A 19,545-nucleotide genomic window follows, 5' to 3' on the forward strand; every position below is an offset into this window, starting at 1 on the left:
CCGGGTCGCCCGTCCTCTTCCACCGGTGTCCACTCAGCGGAGAATGGTCTCCGCTGAGTAGACACCCACCAGAACCGACGCCCCACCCGGCGGGCTGACCGGGCTGGGCGGGCGCGGGGTACGACGTCGCGCCGTACGCCGGCGAGACGGGTCGGGTTCCGCCCGGAAGAGAAGGGGCGCCTCCCGCGCCTGGCCCCGTGCCGGGGAACGACGGCGGAGACGGGGGTACCGGCCGCTGACCCGGCGGCGATGGTGACGGTGCGGGACCGAGCGGGTCGGCGGGCGGCGGGCCCTGCGGATCGGCCGCCGCCCGGCCGGGCAGTCGCGGATCAAGCGGTCCCCGCGGCCGGAAGCGCGGGTCGATCGGCGGGCCCCCCGGTCGGCGCGGATCGCCCACCGGGAAGCCCGGCCCCTGCCGGTCGGCCAACGGATCGCCCTCACCCCGCGGATCGCCCAACGGGGCGCTCGGACCCCGCAGGTCGGCCACCGGGAGGCTCGGGCTCCGCGGATCGGACGGCGGATCGGCCGGGCCCTGCCGGTCGGCCGGCGGGTCGGTGGGGACCTGAGGAACGGCCGACGGGTCGCGCGGCTCCTGCGGACCGGCCGATGAGTCGGCCTGGGCCTGCGGATCGGCGGCCGGCCGCGCGTGCCGAGCCGAGATCGTGGGTCCCAGCTGACCTTTGGCGAACTGCTCCACGCGCGCCTTGGCCTCGTCGGCCTCGACCCGTGCGGCGTCACGCTCGGCGATCATCGTGGCGAGCGCGGCGCGGAGCTGGTCCAGCATGCTCGAACGCTCCTTGGCCTGCAACTGGTACTGATCCAGCCGGGCCTGCGCCTTCTCCAGCTCACGGCGGGCCGACTCCAGCTCCTCGGTGCGCCGGGCGCCCTCGTCCAGCCGAGGCCGCGCCGCGTCGAGCTCACCACGCGAAGTCGCGAGGTCGGCCCGGACCGTCTCCAACTCGCCGCGAGCGCTCTCCAGCTCGGTACGGACGCCCTTCAGCTCGGTACGGGCTTCGTCCCGCTCAGTGCGGGTGCGTTCCAGTTCCGTACGGGCCTCGTCCCGTTCAGTACGTGTCTGTTCCAGCTCCGTACGCGTCTCGTCCTGCTCAGCGCGGGTGCGTTCCAGCTCGCTGTGCGCCTCGTTCCGCTCAGTTCGGGTGCGTTCCAGCTCGCCACGGAGCTCTTCGAGCTCGGCCAGGGCCGTCTCCCGCTGGCCGCTCACCTCATCGGCGTGCGCCCGTGCCTCCAGGGCCTGGCGGTCCGCCGCGGCCCGTGCCTGCTCCGCGGCCGCCCGGGAGTTCTGTGCGAGTTCGGCCGTGGTGCGCATCTTGTCCAGCTCGGACTCGGCGGCCCGGAGCCGCGAGCGCATCTCCTCCACCGCCACGGCCCGCTTCTGCAGTTCCTTGGCCTCGGCCAGTTCCGCCCGGTATCGCGCGATCTCGTCGCGGGCCAGGTCCAACGCCGAGGTCAGCTCGGCGGTCCGGTGCGTGAGACGGTCGCGCTCCTCGCGTACGGCGGTCGCCGCCTCGGTCGCCGCCTCCGCCGTCCGGGTCGCCTGGTCGCCGAGGTCGCGCGCGGCGTCCCGGTCCGTACGGGCGGCCTCCAGCCGGGCGGTCAGTTCGGCGACGCCGGCCTCGGCCTGCTCGGCGCGGCGCCGTACGTCTCCGAGCTGGGCGAGCACCTGCTCGGCGTCCAGCCGGGCCGCCTCGCGGTCCCGCTGGGCCTCGGCGACGGCGGCGGCCGCCTCCGCCCTCGCCTCCGCGATCCGCCGCTCGACGCCCGCGACACTCAGATCCGCCGTCAGGGACATCGCCAGGAGCTCGGCGACGTCCTCCAGACGTTCGACCATGTCCCAGGTCCGCGCGACCTGGCCGGCGAGGCCCGGGGAGTCCTGGTCGCGGCGGCGCCGCTCGGCCGCGGCACGGGCACAGGCCCCGTCGTTGTCGACGCAGTACCGCAGGACGGGTCCCGCCTCGCCCGGCTGAGGGATCGGACGCCCGCAGTAGGCACAGGGGCGCGCGCCGGCGTCGTCCCCGTCCTGGAGCGGAGGCACGGCCTGGCGGGTCCCCGGCATGCCGTCCACCGGGCGGGTGCCCGGCCCCGGCATGCCATCCGCCGGGCGGGCGCCCGATCCTGGTGCGCCACCCGCCAGGTCGGTGCCCGGACCCGGCGTGCCGTCCGCCAGGTGGGTGCCCGGCCCCGGCGGGTGGTCCGCGGGGCTCCGCCCGCCCTTCCCGCCGGTCACGGGCCCGGAGCCCGTCTGCGGGGGGCCGTCGTCCTCCACCGGGGTCTCGTCCCGTACGTCGTCATCCTGGGCGGGGACGTTCCCTCGCGGGCCGTCCGCCGCCGTGGTGGCCTCTTCCGCCGATGGTGGAGAGGCGTCGGCGCCGGTCGCGGACCGGTCCGTACCGGGCGGGCCGGCAGGGCCCGGGGCGACGCCGTCGCCGGAGGGCACGGCGGCATCGGACTCGGGCACGTTGTCGTCCGTCGGGCCGGACACTCTCATCCCCCCTGCGATCCGTAATCGGGATGATCTCGACTGTCAGCTCGAAGACCGTATCTCCCTTCGTCCCCTCCGGGGAACGCAACGGCGAGGTTCGGTGCCCGGACATTCGGAAGGGCCCGGCAGCGGCGGTGTGCCGGGCCCTTCCCTCCTCCACTCGGTCGCCTGGAGAAGCGGATCGGAGCGATGTGGAGAGGCGGGATCACGGTGGATCCTGAACGGGTCGTCCGCGTGTCTCCAGGTAGTCACAACGCTAACTCCGCGGACAGATCAGCAGGAGGAGTCGGGCGTTTACGCAAATTCACAACATCTGTTCCCGGGCCGGCGCAACTCCCCGACGGCACTCCTCCGACGGCGTCGTGAAGAAGATTCCGGCGTGCGACTGAGTACGGGTGACCGCCGAACACCTCGGAAAGGCCCGACATGACAAGGAGCCACGGATGACCGCCGCAGCCGGCGTCGTCGACTCACACGACGACGCCGTGGTGATCAAGCGGTCGTGGCATGAGCCCGATCAGTTCCGAGTGATCTACGACAGATACTTCCCGCAGATCTACCGGTACGTGGCCGGGCGTCTCGGCCGTGACGTCGCCGACGACGTCGCCGCTGAGACGTTCCTGACCGCGTTCCGCAAGCGCGACCGCTTCGACCCGGAGCGTGGCGCCGTACGCCCCTGGCTGTTCGGCATCGCCACCAACCTGGTCGGGCAGTACCGGCGCGACGAGAGCAGGCGCTACACGGCGCTGGCCCGCCTGGGCGGCGACCAGGCGGGCGGCGAGCACGAGGAGCGGGTCGCGTCCCGGGTCACCGCGGAGGGCGTACGGCCGCAGCTCGCGCGAGCTCTCGTGGCGTTGCCGGAGGGAGACCGGGACGTACTGCTGCTCGTGGCGCTGGGCGGCCTCGCCTACGAGGAGGTCGCGCAGGCGCTGGAGATCCCGGGAGGCACCGTCGGATCGCGGCTGAACAGGGCTCGGACGAAGCTGCGGGAGGCACTGGGCGGGACCGATCCCACATCTACGGAGGAGGAGTCCCATGGATGACATCCGAGAGGTCGCCGAGCTGCTGGAGGAGGGCGACCCGTCGGCGGCGGTGCTGGCGATGGGCCGACGGCGGCTGGACGAGCTGATCCGTCAGGAACCGGCTGCGGCCCCGCGCGAGGTTCCCGGTGGCCGGAGGCGGCGGGGGCGCCGTCGGCTCCGCTGGGCGCTGCCGGGGCTCGGACTGGTCGCCGCCGGAACGGCCGCCGCGATGGCCCTCACGACGACGTCGGCTCCGCCGGACCGATCGCGCCCCCGGCCGATGGAGACGTCCCAGCGGCTGTCGGGCCGGGAAGTACTGCTGGCCGCAGCGGCGAGTGCGGAGGCCGAACCGGCGACGACCGGGAGATACTGGCACGTCCGACGGGTCCACATGATCTTCGCGGGCGGGCCGCCCGTGGGCAACGTGATAGAGATCTGGGCCGCCAAGGACGGCTGGTGGTACGAAGGCGATGCCACGCTGGATGGCCGCGGCCTGGGGTTGATCAAGCACAAGAACAAGGACGGCAGGTCCTTCGAGCTGGTGGATCACACGCTGTCCTTCGACGAGCTCCAGCGGCTGCCGGCCGACCCGCGGCGGCTCACCGCCTGGGCGCTCTCGTACGCCCGGAAGATGAATCCGCACTGGCGGAAGAAGGACATGGAGGATGTGGCCACCAACACGCTGAGCGCGCTGCTGTACGCGGTCCCGGTGTCTCCCAAGGTGCGGGCGGCCGCCTTCCGGGCACTCGCCCAGCGGCCCGACGTCACGAGCGAGGGCCGGGTCAAGGACGCTCGGGGACGTATCGGGCAAGGAGTCACGATCGGGGGAGGCTTCCACCTGATCATCGATCCGAAGACCGCGTTCGTCCTGCAGGAGACGGCGGGGACGGCAAGGAGTCCGAAACGGGCGTCGACGCTCTACTACGAGGTCGGCTGGACCGACACCGCACCACACGTCCCCGGCCCCGCCTGATCCACTGACTCCGGACGTCCTGCGGCGACGACCCTCCGGAAGACGGCGGCCGGGGCACCCCGCCCGTGGGATGCTCCGGCCGCCGTGTTCTCGGTGTCTCAGCCGGCGCTCATGCCGCCGGTCTCGCTCTCCGGCGGGGTGCTGCCGGCGCCGACGACCACCTCGGCGCCCTCGCCGAGCTGGTACCGGTCGATCGCCTTCTGCAGGACCTCCTGCTTGATCTCACCGCGCCGGGCCAGCCGGGTCAGCACGGCGAGGGTGATCGACGCCGCGTCCACGTGGAAGAAGCGGCGGGCGGCGGCCCGGGTGTCGGAGAACCCGAACCCGTCGGTGCCCAGCGACGACCAGTCGCCCGGCACCCACGGCGCGATCTGGTCCGGGACGGCGCGCATGAAGTCGCTGACCGCGACGACCGGGCCGGGCTGCCCGTCGAGCGTGCGGGTGACGTACGGGACGCGCTGCTCGTCGTCGGGGTGCAGGAGGTTCCACTCGTCGCAGGCGACGGCCTCCCGGCGCAGTTCGGTCCAGGAGGTGGCGGACCAGACGTCGGCGGCCACGCCCCACTCCTCGGCGAGCATCCGCTGGGCCTCCAGGGCCCACCGGAGCCCGACGCCGGAGCCGAGGATCTGCGCGCCCGGCGCCTCGCCCTCGACCTGCGGCGCCTCGGCGTACCGGTACAGGCCCTTGAGCAGGCCGCCGACGTCGAGGTCGGCCGGCTCGGCGGGCTGCTGGTACGGCTCGTTGTAGACGGTGAGGTAGTAGAAGACGTCCTCGCCGTTCGGGTGCTCCTCGCTCGAGCCGTACATGCGCCGCAGCGCGTCCTTGATGATGTGCGCCAGCTCGAACGCCCACGCCGGGTCGTAGTAGACGCACGCCGGGTTGGTCGCGGCGAGCAGCGGCGAGTGGCCGTCGTTGTGCTGCAGGCCCTCACCGGTGAGGGTGGTGCGCCCGGCGGTCGCGCCGAGCAGGAAGCCGCGGCTCATCTGGTCGGCCATCGCCCAGATGCTGTCGCCGGTCCGCTGGAACCCGAACATCGAGTAGAAGATGTAGACGGGGATCATGTGCACGCCGTGCGTGGCGTACGCCGTGCCGGCCGCGATGGCGGAGCCGACGGCGCCCGCCTCGCTGATGCCCTCGTGCAGCATCTGGCCCTGCTCGGACTCCTTGTAGGACAGCAGCAGCTTGCGGTCGACCGCTTCGTACGTCTGCCCGTGCGGCGAGTAGATCTTCGCCGACGGGAAGAGCGAGTCCATGCCGAACGTGCGGTACTCGTCCGGGGCGATCGGCACGAAGCGGGCGCCGATGTTCTCGTCCTTGATCAGGTCCTTGAGCAGCCGGACGAACGCCATCGTCGTCGCGACGTTCTGCTTGCCGGAGCCCTTCTTCAGCTCGGCGTAGACCGGGTCGCCGGGGAGCTTGAGGGCCTTCGCCCGGTTGAGGCGCTTGGGCAGGTAGCCGCCGAGGGCCATGCGCCGCTCGCGCATGTACTGCACCTCGTCGGAGTCCTCGCCCGGGTGGTAGTACGGCGGCAGCTCCGCCTCGAGGGCCGAGTCGGGGATGTCGAGGTAGAGCCGGTCGCGGAACTCCTTCAGCTCGGCCTTGGTGAGCTTCTTCATCTGGTGCGTGGCGTTGCGCGCCTCGAAGTCCGGCCCGAGCGTCCACCCCTTGATCGTGTGGGTGAGGATGACGGTCGGCTGGCCGACGTGCTCACGGGCCGCCTTGAACGCGGCGTACAGCTTGCGGTAGTCGTGGCCGCCGCGCGACAGCTTGCGGATGTCGTCGTCGGACATGTGCTCGACCATCTTGCGCAGCCGAGGGTCGTCGCCGAAGAAGTGCTCGCGGATGTACTCGCCGGTCTCGACGGTGTAGGTCTGGAACTGGCCGTCCGGCGTGGTGTTCATCTTGTTGACGAGCGCGCCGTCGACGTCCTGGGCGAGCAGCGGGTCCCAGTCGCGGCCCCAGATGACCTTGATGACGTTCCAGCCGGCGCCGCGGAAGAACGACTCCAGCTCCTGGATGATCTTGCCGTTGCCGCGGACCGGCCCGTCGAGCTGCTGCAGGTTGCAGTTGATGACGAAGGTGAGGTTGTCCAGCTCCTCACGGGCGGCGAGGCCGATCGCGCCGAGCGACTCGGGCTCGCCCATCTCGCCGTCGCCGAGGAACGCCCATACGTGCGACCGCGAGGTGTCCTTGATCTTCCGGTTGTACAGGTAGCGGTTGAACCGGGCCTGATAGATCGAGTTGATCGCGGTGAGGCCCATGGAGACCGTGGGGAACTCCCAGAAGTCCGGCATCAGGCGCGGGTGCGGGTAGGACGAGAGCCCGCCGCCCGGGTGGGAGATCTCCTGGCGGAACCCGTCGAGCTTGTCCTCGGGCAGCCGGCCCTCGAGGAACGCGCGGGCGTAGATGCCCGGCGCGGCGTGGCCCTGGATGAACACCTGGTCGCCGGACTCGCCGTGGTCCTTGCCGCGAAAGAAGTGGTTGAACCCGACCTCGTACAGCGACGCGGCGGAGGCGTAGGTCGCGATGTGACCGCCGACCGACAGCTCCGGACGGTTCGCCCGCGAGACCATGATCGCGGCATTCCACCGGATATAGGCGCGGATGCGGCGTTCGACGTACTCGTCACCGGGGAACCAGGGCTCGCGCTCCGGCGGGATCGTGTTGATGTAGTCCGTGCTGCGCAGGCCGGGCACGCCGACCTGCTGCTCTCGTGCCCGCTCCAGCAGCCGCAGCATGAGGTAGCGGGCGCGCGAGCGGCCCTCGGTCTTGATGACCGTGTCGAGCGACTCCAGCCACTCCCGGGTCTCATCAGGGTCGATGTCCGGAAGCTGACTGGGGAGGCCGTCGCTGATGATCGAAAAGCGCTGGCGTCCGGAAGCCACGGGTTCCCCTTCGCTTCGTGCCCACCCAGGTCAGGTGATGGATCGTTGCTGTCCCGACCATCGTCGTACGTCAGGACCGTTAACGCATCTCTACTGCCGGGTAACCGTTCGGTACGGCTTCCCATCGGCCTCGAGGCGTACGAGGCTGTGTGGAGAGCCACCGCTCAGGGGATACCCGCGGTCGGGAGGTGAAACGAGGATGGAAGCGGCCGTTGGTGACCGGTTGCACGTCCACGGCAACACCGTCGGACAGGCCGACCGGACCGGAAAGATCATTGAAGTGCGCGGCACCTCCGGAGGACCCCCCTATCTCGTCCGCTTTGACGATGGGCACACCGGTCTGGTGTACCCGGGGCCGGATGCCGTGATCGAGCCGGAAGAGTAGACATGTACGCATGATGAGCAAAGTGATAAGCGTGGCCACCGGGAGCAAGGAGACTGTGCACGACATCACCGGCGAATGCCTCAGTTTCCTGCGAGACATCGGGGCGTCCGACGGATTGCTCAACCTCTTCGTTCCGCACGCGACCGCCGGCGTCGCGCTCATAGAGCTCGGCTCCGGCAGTGACCAAGACCTCTTGTCCGCGTTGAGCGAATTGCTCCCGGCGGACGATCGGTGGGCTCACGCACACGGATCCCGCGGCCACGGCCGCTCCCACGTCATGCCGGCGTTCATCGCGCCGTACGCCACGATCCCGATCATCGACGGGAAACCGGCGATGGGCACCTGGCAATCGGTGGCTGTGGTCGACCTCAACGTGGACAATGTCGTGCGCAAGGTGCGACTCAGCTTCATCACCGGGGGTTGAGAGAAGTGGCCGGGTTCGCTCACTTGCGGGTCAGACACTTGCGCACGGGGCGGTCCGCCGTGTGAACTGTCCGGCAATGCCGCACCCGGAGGGGCGGGCGGTAAACAACATGGGCATGTTTGACATTCGCGGCCCACAACACAGGGAGGACGTTCGTGAGCGCGACCGCGGGTCAGGCGCAGAGCAGCCTGGCCGAACGGCTCGGCATCAAGCCGAACCAGGTGGTGCAGGAGATCGGCTACGACGAGGACACCGACCAGGAGCTGCGCAGCTCCATCGAGTCGGTCTCGGGTAGCGAGCTGGTCGACGAGGACTACGGCGACGTCGTCGACGTCGTGCTGCTGTGGTGGCGCGAGGACGACGGCGATCTGTTCGACGCCTTGTCCGACGCACTCACCACACTGGCGGACGGCGGCCACATCTGGCTGCTCACGCCGAAGGCGGGGCGCGAGGGCCACGTCGAGCCGAGCGACATCCTCGAGGCCGCCCAGCAGGCCGGGCTGTCGCAGACCAAGAGCATCAGCGCGGCCCAGGAGTGGTCGGGCACGCGTCTGGTGTCGCCCAAGGCACGGCGTTGACCTTTCCCGCCGAGGAGCGGACCGTGCGGAGAGAGGGCTGACGGGCGTGTGAGGCATGTCAGCCCCCGGGGGTTCCCTCGATCCGCCGATACGCCGGGTGGCAGACTGGCGTACGGCCAGACTCGGCGAGGAAGGGTGCTACCACATGGCAGTTGAGGTCGGCGAAGCCGCACCGGACTTCGAGCTCAAGGATCAGCACGGGACACCCGTGCGGCTGTCGGACTTCCATGGGAAGAAGACCGTCGTTCTGGTCTTCTACCCGCTGGCGTTCAGCGGCGTGTGCACCGGCGAGCTCTGCACGATCCGCGACGAGCTGCCCACGCTGGGCGGCGACGACGTGCAGGTCCTCGCGGTGTCGGTCGACTCGATGTTCTCGCATCGAGCCTGGGCCGACCAGGAGAACTACCAGTTCCCGCTGCTGTCGGACTTCTGGCCGCACGGTGCGGTGGCCAAGGCCTACGGGATCTTCGACGAGGACCGGGGCGTCGCGACGCGCGGCACCTACATCATCGACAAGACCGGTGTCGTTCGGTGGAAGGTGGAGAACGCCATCCCCGACGCCCGTGACCTCGACGAGTACCGCAAGGCGCTCGGCGACATCGCTTAGTCTCCTGTGGCCGGGCCCGTACGGGCCCGGTCCCGGATCCCACCGGAGGCGCCATGCCCTGCTACCGCTGCGGGGCCCGGCAGACGGACCCGGATCGCGGCCCCAGTCCCTGGCGACGGGGAGTCCGCGCGGATCGGCAGGTCCTGATCTGCCCCGGCTGCCAGCACGGCCGGGACTGGACCCGGGAACTCGATCACTGCACGGCCTGCGGGGCCACCATGCTGGTATGCCGCCTCGGCGAGGTCGAGTGCCGCGCCTGCGGGCAGGTACGGGCCGTCGAACGGGCGCCCGAGACGCCGGTGCCCCCCTCCGGCAGTCCGGGGCTGTCCGAAGAGGTCGCCGCCGCGCTCAGCCGCTTGCTGGGGAGCGACCCCACCTCCTCCTGATCCACTCTGGCCGCCGGCCGATCGTCCTGGTCATCGTGCCGGCCGCCGCCTGATCCCGAACGTCTCCGGCGCGGGGTCCGTCATGCGATCAAGCGAGCACCTTTTAGACCAGATGATGTGATCAAAGCCCCATTCAGCCGCATTTAACGAAATGTCAACCTGCTGTATGGCATGATCCTTCCGCTCCTGTGACGGGCGATCGCAGGGCTGAGGGGGAAGAGCGTGGCGGGGAGCCCTGCGCGAACGATCGCGGGTCTGGCGGCTGCGGCGACATGTGCCGGACTTCTCGGCATCGCCGGCCCGGCAGGGGCCGCCCGGCAGCGGACGCTCCCGGTCCGGGCCGGGCTCGTCCAGGTCATCGCCCACCCGGACGACGATCTCCTGTTCATGTCCCCGGACCTGACGAACGACCTTCGCCGCGGCGAGAGCGTCACGACGGTCGTGCTCACCGCGGCCGAGGGCCACGCCGGGATGAATGACGCCCACGACGCCCTCGCGTACGTCGCGCAACGTCGCCAGGGGCTGCACGCCGCGTACGCCGCCATGGCCGGCGTCGCCGACGGCTGGTCGGTCGAGACGGTCCGCTCCGGACGGGTGAACATCGAGGTGCACACGCTGACGGCGCGCCCGAACGTCCATCTGGCGTTCCTCAGCCTGCCCGACGGCCGCGACCCCCGCGTCCACATCGGCAGACGGGCGGTCGCCCAGCTCGAGGCCGACCGCGGCTCGGCCAAGTGCGCCTCGACCGTGACGCCGCCGTTGTCGCCCTACGCCCACTGCTACACCCACGCCGACGTCATCCGCGCCCTGGTCACCCTGTTCCGGCGGTACCGTCCCACGGTCGTACGGACGCAGGACCCGTCGCCCGACCGGCGCTACACCGCCGACCACACCGATCACAAGGCGACGGCTCAGTTCGCGACCGAGGCGGTCGCCGCGTACGGCCGGCCCGTGGCCCAGGTCGACTACCGCGACTACAACCTCAGCGACACCCCGGTGAACCTCGGCAGGGCCGCGTCGACCGCCAAGCAGCGCTTCTTCGCCGACTACCGTGCCGACGACTACCGGATCAACCCGGAGGCCAAGAACTTCGCGTCCTGGCAGGTGCGCATGCGCTACCGCTGGCCCCGGGGAGCCTCGTGGACGACCCGCGCGGACGACGGACGACTGCAGGCGTTCGCGGTCCTCTCCGGCCGGCTGTACACGTGGTGGCAGACGCCCACCGGCTGGGCGGGGCCGGTCTCGCTCGGCGGCAGTGGCCTCGCGCCCTCCATCGCCACCGCGGACGGCCAGGTCTTCGCCCGCCGGGGCGGTCAGATCGTCGTCGCCCACCCCCGCTACACCGGCGGCAGGTGGACGGCCGCCTGGACCGGACTCGGCGCCGCGACGGGCACCCCCGTGGCCGTACCCGGCCGTACCGGCCGTCCCGCCCTGTTCGTCCGGAACGCCAAGGGCGGCGTCAGCGTGAGGTGCCAGGCCACGGACGGATCGTGGACCTCGTGGCAGGAACTGCGCGGCCCCGCGGCCGGGACCGCCCGCAGGCGGGCCGTGGCGCCCTCCTCCCCCACGCCCCGCAGGACCGTCCCGCGCCGTTCCCCGTCGGCGCCGGCCACCCCGAGCACGACTCCGACGCCCAGCGCCTCGCCGTCGGCGCGCCGCCCCGTCCTGCCCTCCCTCCCGCTGCCCCACGCGAGCACCACGCCGGCTCCGGCGCGCACACCGGCGACCCCGCGGACGACCCCGAGCGGCGGCGGCCCCGCCTCCCCCCGGCACACCGCGGCTCCCCGGAAGACGGCCGCCGCGGCACCCGCCCGCAAGCGTCCCCGGGTCATCCCTCCCGGCCGGGACGTCCAGGACGGCATGGACGCCGTCGGCGGCGGCGCGGGGATCGAGCTGTTCGCGCCGACCCGCACCCAGGTGCTGCAGTGGCGGCAGGGCACGGGCTGCACCTTCGTGTACGCGGGCGCGGTCCCCGGCGTACGGCCGGGCGGCCCCATCACCGCCACCCGTGACGCCGGCGGCAACCCGACCCTCGTGTACGAGGAGGCGGGCACCACGGCGATCCGCCAGGCCAAGGAGACCGGCCGTACGTGGAGCGGCCCCGCCACTCCGTTGCGGGCGGTGTTCCACGAGACCGGCGAGGCTCCGGTGCCGACCGGCAGCCGCGTCCCGCCGCCCGCCCTGCCGCTCCCGCCGATCGGCGTCCCCATGGTCGCCACCGACCGGACCGGCCAGGTGTACGCCCTCGCACTGGCCGAGGACGGCCGCCTGTACGTCTCCTCGCGCGGCCCCGCCGGCATCTACGGCCCCTGGCGTCCCGTGGCCTGATTCCGTTTCGCGAGCAGGGGGAAGATCCCGGTAGGCTGTGGCGCGCCGGGTCCTTCCGGCAGCGGGCGCATAGCTCAGTGGTTAGAGCACTGGTCTTACAAACCAGGAGTCGCTGGTTCGAATCCAGCTGTGCCCACCAGTCGACGATCTACGCGAACGGCGTCTGACCTGCGATTACCGAGTCAGGCGCCGTTCGCATGAGGTCCGACCGTCCACGGCTCCCGGAGGACCGGCTCCAGACGTCTCGATCCACATCAAGCTGTCGGATACAACCAGTTGGAGCCGTGGGAGCGATGACACGCACCATCACCGTGGTCACTCCGGTACATCCGCCGAATGCGCCATTTCTCCGCGAAGCGTACGAATCGCTAAGAGCTCAAGCACTTCCAGCCGGGTGGGATTGGCAATGGGTCGTCCAAGAGGACGGCAGAAGCGGTCTGGTCGAATCGGCGCTTCCCGAGGACCCGCGCATCAGTTTCGGCACCACCCCGGCCAGTGGGCCGGCGGTGACCCGTACGACCGCGCTGGCCCGCGCGACCGGAGAACTCGTCCGCAACCTCGACTCCGACGACCGCCTCCTTCCCGGTGCGCTCTTTCGGGACATCGCGTCGCTGACCGGCAGGCCGGAGATCGGCTGGACGGCGTCTCGGGCGCTCGACCTTCTGTCCGACGGATCGACCGCGAGCTTTGAGGAGAACGACCTCCCGGAAGGCGTCATCGAGCGGGGGGCGGTCCTTCGCTCTTGGGAAGAGCACGACTGGACGCTCCCGCTGGTACCGGGGACCCTTTGCATACGGCGCGACCTCCTGCTCGCGCTCGGCGGATGGATGGCGCTCGACACATCCGAGGACACCGGGTTGGTCATCGCGGCGAACGCCGTGGCCGACGGTTACTTCATCTGGGAGCCGAGCATGCTCTACCGCCGGCACCCACGCCAGACGACCGCGCAGGACTTCCACACCGACCCACGCAGGAAACACCAGAGGCGACTGCTCATCATCGAACGAGCGAAGGCGCTCGCCTCGCTCGGCAGCAGGTGACCGTTCGCGTCCTGCCCCGTGTCCGCGAGGGCCGAGCCTCAGCGGACGGATGTGATCTTGGCGTCGTTCGCTTTCCAGGCGACCACCGCCCAACCCGCGGCGCGACTGTTGTTCCATTCCTTGCAGCCCACCGGGCGGGAGACCTGGTTGCTCTTGGAATAGCGCACCCAGGGCTTCTTGGCTCGGCAGACGGCCATACGGAATGACTTGATCTTGTGTTTCGGGCTATTGGCGTGTCGAGTGGTACCCCAGCCGGCGACGCCGGTGCCGCAGGCGTAGGTCATCAGGGGCCCGTGATGCTCGCGCGGGTCGGTCCTGAAGTCCAGCCATACTTCGGCGCAGTAGCCGTCCGATTTGGTGTCGTGTGCGTATGCCTGCAAGGTATAGCCGGTGCCGGCCTGGGTGTATTGCCCTATCCCGTACACACCGGTGGTGCTCATCGTGTGCTGCTGATGGGCCGCGGCCGCCGACGCCGGTCGCGCGAGGACGGGAACGGTGAAGGTGACGGTCGCGGCCAGCCCGGCCGCGGTCAGCAGTCTGACGGGGACGGTGCGATGGAGCCGACCAGGCGTCGGCGCGGGCACCTCGACAGCGGCCGGTGCGGCCGTGTCGATGAGCGGCGCTGTGGTGATCTTCCTCGTTCTCTTCACGGTTCTCCCCGTCTGCTCGGAGCGGAAAACCGGCCAGGGCCTGCCGGACCTGATCAAACTATGAGTGATTTGTGAAAGACGCATCGGGGAAAACGCGTACATCGGACTCGTGACGCCACATGCCGCGTCCGCAGGCCCTTCTGCCGCATGAAGCCGACGCTCGGAAGGATCTGATTCGCAGTCATGATTGTCCTGAATGGGACACGGCGCGATCCGTCGGCGGGTGTGGGGCGTCATAGTCCTCGTGAAGAAGCTTCTCGCCGCCATGGCCGTTTCCACCGCGGTCGCCGCCGTGCCGGCCGTCGCGTACGCACGGACCGGCGGCAAGCTGCCGACCTGCACGGCCACGTTCGCCGATCATCCGGAGAACGCCTCGCCCGCGTGGGCGCTCGATGACTTCACGCGGACGACGACGTTCAAGCCGGGCGACACCGACGGGACGTGGAAGGTGCACATCCACGACCGCGGGAGTTTCACGACGATTCCCGGGACCACCTCCGACAGTGGCGATCCGATCCGGTTGAAGGTCACGGGCTCGTTCCGCGGCGACGGCGACTACACGGTGACGAGCACCACCGCACCGCGGTGCGCCGACGCCGAGCACTACGACGGCACGGCCGGTCCCGCGACCGGGCAGTGGCCGCTGCACTACTTCGCGGCGGACGCCGACGCCACCGCGAGCGGCATCGACCCGTGGCGGTGGGTGTACCGGACGTACTGCGAGCGCATGGTGGAGGACAGCCGGTACTCCAAGGTGGACGGACACCTGACCGGGAAGGACTGCCCGACGCCGACACCGACGCCCACGCCGACGGATTCCACGCCGGAGCCGTCCCCGTCGGAGCCGGAGCCGTCCGCGAGTGACACGACCCCGAGCGATTCGGACACGTCCTCTCCGGCGGCCGAGGCTCCCCCGGCGTCCCCGGTGAAGAGCCAGCCGCACTTCACCGGCTGATCCCGTCGGCGCGTAGCATCTGCACATGCGGATCACGTGTTCTGGGAGGAATCCCGGTGGCTGACGCCGACGATGTGCGCCGGTTGGCGCTGGCTCTGCCGCACGTGGTGGAGATCGAAAGTGACGGCTTCGACTTCCGGGTGGCCGACAAGGGGTTCGTCTGGTCCTACCCCGAGCGCACGCCGGGGAGGCCACGCGTGATCAGAACCGATATCGCGGTGCTCTTCGTCGGCGATGAGGCCGAGAAGCAGGCTCTCCTGCTCGGCGAGCCCGACGTCTTCTTCACGACGCCCGGCTACGACGGCAGGCCCCTGGTCATGCTGCGCCTGGCGGAAGTGACGTTCGAACGGTTGGAGGAACTCGTGACCGACGCGTGGCGGGTGCGTGCGCCGGATGCGCTCGTCGACGACCTCGACGAGGTCGGCGCGGCGTCCACCGCCGATCGGGGCTGAACGCCGCGCGGCTCCGGCAGTGGAGTGTCAGTCGAGGCGGAGGGCGGCGGCCAGGAGGTCGGAGACGTGCGGGGTCGCGCGGGAGTAGTCGCGGGGCGGGGCGATCTCCTCCAGTAGCGCGGCCTGCCGGATGCGGTCGACCCGGAAGATCCGGGGCGCGCCGCGGAGCCGGCACCAGCCGATGAGGTGCCAGTCACGGGCGCCGGCGACGAGCGCGGCCGGTTCCACCTCGCGCTCGGTCCGCGTGCCGTCGCGGCCGGCGTAGGCGAACCGGACGACCCGGCGGGTGGCGACCGCCTCCTCCACGACCGCCGCGGCGGACACTCCCGGGGCACCGTCGAGGATCAGCCCGCGGATCCGCTCGGCGAGTCGCCGGTCCTCCGGGGCCTCCGCCGTGGACATGGCCGCGACCATCTTGAGCAGGGCGGTACGGCCAGAGGGGGCGAAGGGCGACGCGCCGTCGCGGCCCACCGCGGTGGCCAGGGCCACGGCCTCGGCCGGGGAGAGAACGACCGGCGGCAGGGTCCCGACGGTGTCCAGGAACCAGCCGGTTCCGGTCGCGTCGGCCTTGATGGGGACGCCGGCCTCGCGCAGCTCCTCGACGTCCCGCTCGATGGTCCGCTCGCCGACCTTGAGCCGCCCGGCCAGCTCACCGGCGCTGAAGGGCCGGGGGGCACCCGCACGCAGCTCCTCCACCAGGGCGAGCAAGCGGTCCGTACGGGTCACGAAACCGACCGTAGATCATTAATCGGCCGATTCAAGCTGACGCGCCGGTTCGGTCACGGTATCGCCAAAGCCGTACGGAACGGCGCCACGGATCCGCTCGGGAGCGCAATGACGGCCCCGGTGCGGACTCGGCCTGACGTACCGGAATGATCTGAACCGTTCCCCCGAGAGAGAGGCGAAGGACGTTGCTCGCGGTTTCGATGGACACGGTGCGTGTCTTCCTGCACGTTCTGGCGGCGACCGTCTGGGTCGGCGGCCAGCTGACCCTGGGGGCGCTGGTCCCCGCCCTGCGCGGCTACGAGGGCGTGACCAAGGTCGCGGCGCGCCGTTTCAACGTGGTGGCGTGGCCCGCGTTCGCGGTGCTCGTCCTCACCGGCGTCTGGAACATCGTCGCGCTCGACCACCCCAGCGACGCCTACCGGATGACGCTGAACGTCAAGATGGTCTTCGTGGTGCTGTCCGGCGTGGCGGCGTTCCTGCACATGCGCGCCACCTCAAAGCGGGGACTGGCGATCTGGGGCGCCCTCGGGGCGCTCGGCGCGCTGGTCGCCCTCTTCTTCGGCGTCCAGCTCGGCTGAACTCCGCGTCGGACGCTACCGCGGCGCGCCGGAGGATCGCGCCCGGCGGAACGAACGCGCCCGCGCGGTCGTCGCCCGACCGGACTCCGCGGTCAGCGCTCGCCCGCCGCCCAGTAGGACGGCGGGCGGCCGTACCGTTCGATGACGCGCCGGCGCAGGCCGGGGTCGTCTCTCGGCACCGGCTCCAGGAAGACCTCATAGACGTCCGGGTGGCTCGCGCGGAGCTCTTCGCTGAGGCGTACACACGCGCGTTCGACGTCGGCGGCGCCCAGGTCGTCGCGGAAGTCCAGCCTGGCGCAGACGAGCACCTCGCCGGTGCCGACGGTCATGGTCATCAGGTCGACCAGCGCCTCGACCTCCGGCGCGGCCATGAGGAGGCGTTTCACCCCCTCCAGGATCCGCGGCTGGGCCTGCCGGCCGATGAGCAGGTCGAGGTTGGTCCGGCCGAGGAGGAACGCCGCCACCGTCAGCACGACCCCGATGAGCAGCGAGGCGACGCCGTCCCAGACCGCGGAGCCGGTGACCTGGTGCAGGCCGAGGCCGGCGGCGGCGAGGAGGAGACCGATCAGCGCGGCCGAGTCCTCGTAGAGCACCGACTTGGTGGTCGGGTCGTCGGTGCTGCGCAGGAACGCGAGGAGCGACTGCCCATCGGCGCGGGCCCCCTGCCGGGTCTGCCGGAACGCCTGCCGCCACGAGATGGACTCCAGCACCGCCGACACGGCCAGCACCAGGTAGCCGACCGACGCGTTCTTGTGCTCGGCCTCCCCGCTCAGGATCGCCTGCGCGCCCTGGACGAAGGCGAACAGCGCCCCCATGCCGAAGATGCACACGGCCACGAGCAGCGACCAGATGTACCGCTCGGTGCCGTGCCCGAACGGGTGCCGCCGGTCGGCGGGCCGCCGGCTCCGGCGCAGCGCGGTGAGCAGCAGGACCTCGTTGGCGGTGTCGGCGAATGAGTGCCCCGCCTCCGAGGCCATCGACGCCGAGCCGGTGATCACCGCGGCCACCGTCTTCGCGAGCGCGATGCCGAGGTTGGCCGCGAGCGCGAGGACGACGGTCAGCCGGCTCTCCTGCTGTTCCTGTTCCTCGACCACCTGGTCAGGGTTTCACGGGAGGACTCGTGTCACGGAACCGGCCGTCCGATCGCCGGCGAGCCCACGCCGAGGACCGCCTCGGCGGCGGTGGTCAACTGGATCAGCCGCTCGAGCTCGGTCCGGTGGAACGGCGGGGCGGCCACGCGGGCGAGCAGCAGCGTTTGCCGGGACCGGCCGACCGGGACGAACGCGTAGCGGACCCCGTCGGCGCCGGTGAACGCGCGGGCGCCGGACACGGGGACGGCCGGAGGCGTCAGCGGATCGGGGGCCTGCCAACTCGCGTGCACGACGAGCCCGTCCCAGTTCAGCATCGCGGCCCAGTCGCCGCCGAAGATCTTGGGAACGGCCTCGACGAGGGCGACGACTCCGTTCGGCGGGTTGGCGGCGATCTGGCCGACCACCTCGACGTCGGAGAAGACGCCGGGCGCCTCGTGGGTCCGCCAGACGCCGTCGACCTCGACACCGCGGGCCGAGACGAGGGCGTCGCAGAGGACGTCGAGTGACGCGCCCCGGGGCCACGAGACGGTGATGTCGTCGACCGCCCGGCCTCCGGAGCGTTCCAACACGACGACCTGCACGATGTCGGCGCCTGCGGCACCCAGCGTACGGGCGACCGTACCGAGCGATCCGGGTCGGTCCGGCAGCCTGAGTCGTATCCGCAAAAGCGGCATACTGCTCACCTCCTGGACGAACAGGCTGCCATAGTCACGTTTCAGGCATGTTGCCGTCGGATGTCGGCCCCGGTATCCGGATCGGCGCGTGGGCCGCGGCGGCGGAAGGCGTACGGCCCGCACGCCGGTGCCCTGCTCGCCGGCGCGGGCGCGGTGCGCGGGCGAGGAGTCACCGGCCGGTCCAGGCGAGGAGGTCCTCGGCGGTCATGGTGTTCACGATCCGCGCCGGGTCGACGCCGCAGCGGGCGGCCCGCTCACACCCGTACGGCTGCCAGTCGAGCTGACCGGGGGCGTGCGCGTCGGAGTCGATGGAGAACCGGCAGCCCGCCTCGACCGCCAGCCGCAGCAGGCGCTTCGGCGGGTCGAGGCGCTCCGGCCTGCTGTTGATCTCGACCGCGGTGTCGTTCGCGGCGCACGCGGCGAACACGCGCTCGGCGTCGAACTCCGACTCCGGCCGTTTGTTCCCCCGCCGGCCGCCGCCCTGGACGATCCGCCCGGTGCAGTGCCCGAGCACGTTGACCCGGGGGTTCGCGACGGCGGCGAGCATCCGCCGGGTCATGTCCGGGCCCGGCATCCGCAGCTTGGAATGGACGCTGGCCACGACGACGTCGAGCTCGGCGAGCAGCGCCGGGTCCTGGTCGAGCGACCCGTCGTCGAGGATGTCGACCTCGATGCCGGTGAGGACGCGGAACGGCGCGAGCCGCTCGTTCAGCGTGGCCACGATCTTCAGCTGCTCGCGCAGTCGCTCCGGCGACAGTCCGTTCGCGACCTTCAGCCGCGGCGAGTGGTCGGTGAGCGCGATGTAGTCGTGGCCGATGCCGATCGCAGCCTCGGCCATCTCCTCGATCGGCGAGCCCCCGTCGGACCAGTCCGAGTGCGTGTGCAGGTCGCCCCTGAGCGCCGCGCGCAGGGCCGCGGCCGCCTCGTCGATCGGGGTCCCCTCCGTCGCCTCGAGACGCCGCAGGTACGTCGGCGTCTCCCCGCGCAGCGCCTCCCCGATGACCAGCGCCGTCACCTTACCGACGCCGGGCAGCGCCTCCAGCGTGCCGGCCTGCGCCCGGGCGGCCAGTTCGTCGGCGGAGGTCCGCTCCACCGTCTCGGCGGCCCGCCGGAACGCCCGCACCCGGTACGTCGCCTCGTGCGCCCGCTCCAGCAGGAACGCGATGCGCTTCAACGCCTCGATCGGCTCCATGCCCTCCTCCTACCCGCCCCACGGCGGCCACCCCATACCTGGGTAGCATCCCCGAATCAGTCCGCAGGGGTACGAGGCGGACAGCGGCCGGACCGTACG

Annotated in this window: 19 protein-coding genes and 1 tRNA gene; 13 read left to right on the plus strand and 7 right to left on the minus strand. The window is 71.3% G+C overall.

The genetic code is table 11. The features are described 5' to 3' along the window. Window positions 1-2,476: hypothetical protein (locus tag AB0K82_RS37035; RefSeq protein ID WP_364406067.1), on the minus strand; the 2,476-nt coding region annotated here is incomplete at its 3' end. Between the two features lie 467 nt (window positions 2,477-2,943). On the opposite strand from AB0K82_RS37035, the gene AB0K82_RS37040 reads away from it, so the two are divergent. Together AB0K82_RS37040 and AB0K82_RS37045 are read left to right on the plus strand one after the other, a co-directional pair. Then, window positions 2,944-3,543 (plus strand): RNA polymerase sigma factor, encoded by a 600-nt coding sequence (locus AB0K82_RS37040; protein ID WP_364406070.1) that lies wholly within the window; start codon window positions 2,944-2,946, stop codon window positions 3,541-3,543. Beyond that, the gene (locus AB0K82_RS37045) at window positions 3,536-4,495 is read left to right on the plus strand and encodes a CU044_5270 family protein (protein ID WP_364406073.1); all 960 of its coding nucleotides are present in this window, start codon (window positions 3,536-3,538) and stop codon (window positions 4,493-4,495) included. Before AB0K82_RS37040 ends, AB0K82_RS37045 begins: the two co-directional genes overlap by 8 nt. 98 nt (window positions 4,496-4,593) lie before the next feature. Here AB0K82_RS37045 and aceE read toward each other — a convergent pair whose 3' ends face one another. Beyond that, the gene (gene aceE, locus AB0K82_RS37050) at window positions 4,594-7,380 is read right to left on the minus strand and encodes a pyruvate dehydrogenase (acetyl-transferring), homodimeric type (protein ID WP_364406076.1); all 2,787 of its coding nucleotides are present in this window, start codon (window positions 7,378-7,380) and stop codon (window positions 4,594-4,596) included. Window positions 7,381-7,579: 199 nt separating this feature from the next. On the opposite strand from aceE, the gene AB0K82_RS37055 reads away from it, so the two are divergent. From AB0K82_RS37055 to AB0K82_RS37090, 8 genes are all read left to right on the plus strand, one after another. Then, on the plus strand, window positions 7,580-7,765 hold the full coding sequence (locus AB0K82_RS37055; RefSeq protein WP_345364104.1) for a DUF1918 domain-containing protein: 186 nt from the start codon (window positions 7,580-7,582) through the stop codon (window positions 7,763-7,765). A gap of 10 nt (window positions 7,766-7,775) precedes the next feature. Beyond that, window positions 7,776-8,189 carry a secondary thiamine-phosphate synthase enzyme YjbQ gene (locus AB0K82_RS37060; protein WP_364406079.1) on the plus strand — a complete coding sequence of 138 codons (414 nt, stop codon included), beginning with the start codon at window positions 7,776-7,778 and terminating at the stop codon, window positions 8,187-8,189. A 155-nt stretch (window positions 8,190-8,344) separates the two neighbouring features. Next, window positions 8,345-8,767: a DUF3052 domain-containing protein gene (locus AB0K82_RS37065; protein ID WP_345364100.1), complete on the plus strand. Its 423-nt coding sequence runs from the start codon at window positions 8,345-8,347 to the stop codon at window positions 8,765-8,767. A 145-nt stretch (window positions 8,768-8,912) separates the two neighbouring features. Beyond that, entirely contained in the window at window positions 8,913-9,374 is a 462-nt protein-coding gene (locus AB0K82_RS37070; protein WP_364406082.1) for a peroxiredoxin, read from the plus strand. Window positions 9,375-9,427: 53 nt separating this feature from the next. After that, a complete protein-coding gene (locus AB0K82_RS37075) occupies window positions 9,428-9,760 on the plus strand; it encodes a hypothetical protein (protein WP_364406085.1) in 333 nt (110 codons plus the stop codon). Between the two features lie 222 nt (window positions 9,761-9,982). Continuing rightward, window positions 9,983-12,088: a PIG-L family deacetylase gene (locus AB0K82_RS37080; protein ID WP_364406088.1), complete on the plus strand. Its 2,106-nt coding sequence runs from the start codon at window positions 9,983-9,985 to the stop codon at window positions 12,086-12,088. Window positions 12,089-12,151: 63 nt separating this feature from the next. Next, window positions 12,152-12,227: transfer RNA gene (locus tag AB0K82_RS37085), tRNA-Val, on the plus strand. Between the two features lie 154 nt (window positions 12,228-12,381). Then, window positions 12,382-13,128: a glycosyltransferase gene (locus AB0K82_RS37090; protein ID WP_364406091.1), complete on the plus strand. Its 747-nt coding sequence runs from the start codon at window positions 12,382-12,384 to the stop codon at window positions 13,126-13,128. Window positions 13,129-13,166: 38 nt separating this feature from the next. On the opposite strand, the gene AB0K82_RS37095 is transcribed toward AB0K82_RS37090, so the two are convergent. Beyond that, window positions 13,167-13,778: a hypothetical protein gene (locus AB0K82_RS37095; RefSeq protein ID WP_364406094.1), complete on the minus strand. Its 612-nt coding sequence runs from the start codon at window positions 13,776-13,778 to the stop codon at window positions 13,167-13,169. 244 nt (window positions 13,779-14,022) lie between these two features. On the opposite strand from AB0K82_RS37095, the gene AB0K82_RS37100 reads away from it, so the two are divergent. Further along, complete coding sequence (locus tag AB0K82_RS37100; protein WP_364406097.1) at window positions 14,023-14,733, plus strand: hypothetical protein; 711 nt, start codon at window positions 14,023-14,025, stop codon at window positions 14,731-14,733. Between the two features lie 56 nt (window positions 14,734-14,789). Next, entirely contained in the window at window positions 14,790-15,185 is a 396-nt protein-coding gene (locus AB0K82_RS37105; protein ID WP_364406100.1) for a hypothetical protein, read from the plus strand. 27 nt (window positions 15,186-15,212) lie between these two features. On the opposite strand, the gene AB0K82_RS37110 is transcribed toward AB0K82_RS37105, so the two are convergent. After that, window positions 15,213-15,911: a WYL domain-containing protein gene (locus AB0K82_RS37110; RefSeq protein ID WP_364406103.1), complete on the minus strand. Its 699-nt coding sequence runs from the start codon at window positions 15,909-15,911 to the stop codon at window positions 15,213-15,215. Between the two features lie 200 nt (window positions 15,912-16,111). Between AB0K82_RS37110 and AB0K82_RS37115 the strand changes: the two genes are divergently transcribed. Continuing rightward, a complete protein-coding gene (locus tag AB0K82_RS37115) occupies window positions 16,112-16,489 on the plus strand; it encodes a hypothetical protein (protein WP_364406105.1) in 378 nt (125 codons plus the stop codon). A gap of 92 nt (window positions 16,490-16,581) precedes the next feature. Here AB0K82_RS37115 and AB0K82_RS37120 read toward each other — a convergent pair whose 3' ends face one another. From AB0K82_RS37120 to AB0K82_RS37130, 3 genes are all read right to left on the minus strand, one after another. Next, a complete protein-coding gene (locus AB0K82_RS37120) occupies window positions 16,582-17,583 on the minus strand; it encodes a cation diffusion facilitator family transporter (RefSeq protein ID WP_364406107.1) in 1,002 nt (333 codons plus the stop codon). 29 nt (window positions 17,584-17,612) lie between these two features. Then, a complete protein-coding gene (locus tag AB0K82_RS37125; RefSeq protein ID WP_364406110.1) occupies window positions 17,613-18,254 on the minus strand; it encodes an amino acid-binding protein in 642 nt (213 codons plus the stop codon). A 169-nt stretch (window positions 18,255-18,423) separates the two neighbouring features. Then, window positions 18,424-19,446 carry a PHP domain-containing protein gene (locus AB0K82_RS37130; RefSeq protein ID WP_364406113.1) on the minus strand — a complete coding sequence of 341 codons (1,023 nt, stop codon included), beginning with the start codon at window positions 19,444-19,446 and terminating at the stop codon, window positions 18,424-18,426. Between the last annotated feature and the right edge of the window lie 99 nt (window positions 19,447-19,545).

Origin of the sequence: Actinoallomurus sp. NPDC052274 (assembly GCF_040679475.1) — a bacterium.
GTDB lineage: Bacteria > Actinomycetota > Actinomycetes > Streptosporangiales > Streptosporangiaceae > Actinoallomurus > Actinoallomurus liliacearum.

Coding starts and splice junctions, on each gene's coding strand:
- AB0K82_RS37055 (WP_345364104.1), top strand. CDS start 7,580: ATGGAAGCGGCCGTTGGTGACCGGTTGCACGTCCACGGCAACACCGTC.
- AB0K82_RS37115 (WP_364406105.1), top strand. CDS start 16,112: ATGGACACGGTGCGTGTCTTCCTGCACGTTCTGGCGGCGACCGTCTGG.
- AB0K82_RS37075 (WP_364406085.1), top strand. CDS start 9,428: ATGCCCTGCTACCGCTGCGGGGCCCGGCAGACGGACCCGGATCGCGGC.
- AB0K82_RS37060 (WP_364406079.1), top strand. CDS start 7,776: ATGATGAGCAAAGTGATAAGCGTGGCCACCGGGAGCAAGGAGACTGTG.
- AB0K82_RS37070 (WP_364406082.1), top strand. CDS start 8,913: ATGGCAGTTGAGGTCGGCGAAGCCGCACCGGACTTCGAGCTCAAGGAT.
- AB0K82_RS37125 (WP_364406110.1), bottom strand. CDS start 18,254: ATGCCGCTTTTGCGGATACGACTCAGGCTGCCGGACCGACCCGGATCG.
- AB0K82_RS37045 (WP_364406073.1), top strand. CDS start 3,536: ATGGATGACATCCGAGAGGTCGCCGAGCTGCTGGAGGAGGGCGACCCG.
- AB0K82_RS37090 (WP_364406091.1), top strand. CDS start 12,382: ATGACACGCACCATCACCGTGGTCACTCCGGTACATCCGCCGAATGCG.
- AB0K82_RS37130 (WP_364406113.1), bottom strand. CDS start 19,446: ATGGAGCCGATCGAGGCGTTGAAGCGCATCGCGTTCCTGCTGGAGCGG.
- AB0K82_RS37040 (WP_364406070.1), top strand. CDS start 2,944: ATGACCGCCGCAGCCGGCGTCGTCGACTCACACGACGACGCCGTGGTG.